Source organism: Type-D symbiont of Plautia stali (assembly GCF_001485335.1).
GTDB classification, from domain to species: domain Bacteria; phylum Pseudomonadota; class Gammaproteobacteria; order Enterobacterales; family Enterobacteriaceae; genus Pantoea; species Pantoea vagans_C.
Window position 1 is genome coordinate 1 of sequence record NZ_BBOC01000167.1, and the last position, 2,820, is coordinate 2,820.

The 2,820-nt window shown below is 52.3% G+C and carries 3 protein-coding genes; all 3 read right to left on the minus strand.

All coding sequences use genetic code 11. From position 1 onward, the window contains the following. On the minus strand, positions 1–434 hold a 434-nt coding region (locus PSSD_RS25675), incomplete at its 3' end, for a TIGR03759 family integrating conjugative element protein (protein WP_064511488.1). Positions 435–451: 17 nt separating this feature from the next. Then, entirely contained in the window at positions 452–1,309 is an 858-nt protein-coding gene (locus tag PSSD_RS25680; RefSeq protein WP_058974203.1) for a hypothetical protein, read from the minus strand. A 312-nt stretch (positions 1,310–1,621) separates the two neighbouring features. Next, positions 1,622–2,770: a tyrosine-type recombinase/integrase gene (locus PSSD_RS25685; RefSeq protein ID WP_058974204.1), complete on the minus strand. Its 1,149-nt coding sequence runs from the start codon at positions 2,768–2,770 to the stop codon at positions 1,622–1,624. Between the last annotated feature and the right edge of the window lie 50 nt (positions 2,771–2,820).

Consider the following 2,820-nt stretch of genomic DNA (forward strand, 5'->3'; position numbering starts at 1 on the left):
CCCTGCGTGTCGTGCGCAATGCCGGCCGCGTTGCTGCCCATATTGACGGCCAGCGTCTCCGGATACAGTCGCAGCCAGGCTGCGTTAATTTCTCGCTGAAAAGCCAGCTCCTTCTCGCTTCGCTGATATTCATGTCTGACCCAGAGTTCAGCAAGGCGATGACGTTCGGCAGAGCTGTCAGTCTCAACACCCAGTGCGGTGAGTGGATCAAGCCCGGGGGACATAATGCCCCGCGATCCCTTCATCATCGCCTGATACCGACTCCAGTCGTTATCAGATAATCCCCACTGCTGAGCCTGCTGCTGCGCGCTCAGAACGCTCGTGGATGACTGCTGCAACACCGATACCACGCTTTGCGCGGGTGACGTCTGGACTTCAGCAGCCTGAAGTGCCCATGGCATAAGACTCAGTGCTGCCAGTAAATAGTTTCTCATATACGTTTTAGCTCCACTTATTGAGCCTGGATCAGCTGTTCACTGCCATTGACCTGGAAGCGGGCCGCATGCCCCCCCTCCGTGGATTTCAGCGTCCAGCCCATCAGACTGTCACCCGGAGAAAGCAGGCGCATCGCTGATATCTGCGATGCACCCCGGGGAATGACCACGGCGAAGTTCTGACCGCCACGACGTTCAATGCCGGTCAGCTCGAACGGTGCAGCCAGCGTCACCGCGCGCCTGACTGACCGGTTAATCTTTTTTGATGCGGACGCCGTCCGACTTTTTCCTGCCTCACTGGCGGTGCGGGGCTTTTCAGGCTCTGAAGGTTTTTGTGCAGGTTCTGCCCTGCGGTTAAGCTCATCCAGCGTGGCTTTAGCCTGCTGAACGTCGTGCTCTAGCGCACCCGCGCGGGTCTGCAACTGAGCCACCGCCTGGCTGTTGGTGTTTTCGTTATCACGGAGCTGATTGATCGCGCTCTTCAGGCTGTCCTGCTGTTCACGGGTTGACTGAACTGCGCCAGGCAGGTCAGCAAGCGCGGCGGCCTGCTGTTCAAGCGTTTTAAGCCGATTTTCCATTGCCGAAACATTTGAGGTCAGCTGGCCAATCTGTCCGCTGCGAAAAGCGGCATCGAGCGTGTTAACACGAATGGTGAGGTCAGATACCTGACTGCCCATAACAACCAGCGCAATGAGTGATCCGGCCAGACTGACAGTCAGTAAAATGGCACTGCCGGTCAGGAGAATTTTTCGGGGGCTAAACGGCAATCGCTGACGCGGCTTGACTGCAGCAGAGGGCTGCACCTCTGGCCCACAGAGCTGAGACTCAGGCGCATCCGGAAGTAGTTCCTCGGGTGAGGCATGACTGGGTGACATACAGGGTTTCCTTATGGCTGCACAGCAGAACGGCCATAAGGTGCAAAAATGCGCGAAGAATAACGATGATTAACTCATTAGCCGTTTGTAAAAATTTCAGGAAGACGCCAGCAAGTGGATATCAATGAACTGAGTATGGGTATGGAAGATCTGCTCTGCAGATACCTGGAGGAGCAGTGCAGTAAAACTCAACACATAAGGTGTAATGGATAAAAAAAACCGCATACCAATAAATGGCATGCGGTATCAATATGTCATTAGAGGTTTGCTTTCGTTGGTACTACTTAATTTTCATAAAAATCATTTCGGCAGTCAATCTGCGGAAACTGATTCCTTAGTTACAAAAGGGTTTATCAGGACCCTTCCGGGGTCACGGACGTTAATTTCCCCAGGAGGCGGGAGTCTCTTGCCCGCTCGCGCGGCGATCGCCTGAATGCGCAGGAGACTTGAAGCTGCTAAGAAGACTGCCTCTTCACGCGTTGCTGCTGTTATGACCGTATGATCGAGATCTGTGAAGCGCAGAAGGTATTGCCCTTCTTTTTCCTCAATCTCTGCCGGATAAGATATGAAAATAGTCGCCAGTTTTTGCGCCTGACGACGCCGCGCATCCAGCTTGCTCACCAGTTGTGTCGCGCGCAGATGGGTATATCGCTTTAGCATATTCATACTCTTATGACCGGAAATAGCCGCAACCTCCATGACATTCAGAGTGCCCAGCTCAAACAGCCGGCTGACCGCCTCGTGGCGAAGGTCATGAAAGTGAAGGTCCTTAATTCCTGTTTCACACAGAAGGGCACGCCAGGCGCTCTTGAATCCATTTGATGTGTAGCTGAAAACGGGCCCTGAAACCGCACCTGCGAACTCTTTCAGCACCTGCCGCGCCTTCCAGGACAAAGGTACGTCCCGGGCTGTACCATTTTTTGTTAAAGGCAGATGCGCCACTCCCATATGAAGATCGACGTACTCCCACCTCAGAGACAGGATTTCGCCCTGACGCATGGCTGTTTCTAACGCCAGTTGAAAAATAGCAAGGAGCTGCGGATTTTTACTTTGAAGAGCACGTTTAATGTGGCGTTCTTCAACTGAAGTGAGACGACGGGTCCGCCCCGGAGACGCAGCAGGTTTACGTACGTGTTCAACCGGATTATGAGAGCAGGTTCCCCATTCAATGCGTGCAAGGTTATAAAGTGCGGAAAGTAATGCCAGTTCCAGCCTGACAGTATTTGCACTGACATTGTGACCTGTACGGGTACTAATTGTGCTGAGCCTTGAATCCCGATAATCAGCGATATCCACGGATGAAATCTCATCCATAAATTTGCCAGCCAGTGCCGATCGTTTTAACACATTTATTCGGTAAAACTCCTGCAGGTGGCCGCGCTTATGCACAGAGACACTACTAAAATATTTATCCAGCGCCTTAACCAGCGTCATTTTTTTTATGCGATTCCGCAGTGCCATCCTATTCCCCTGAAAAATCAGGAAAGATAACACAATCTTGAATGACATAA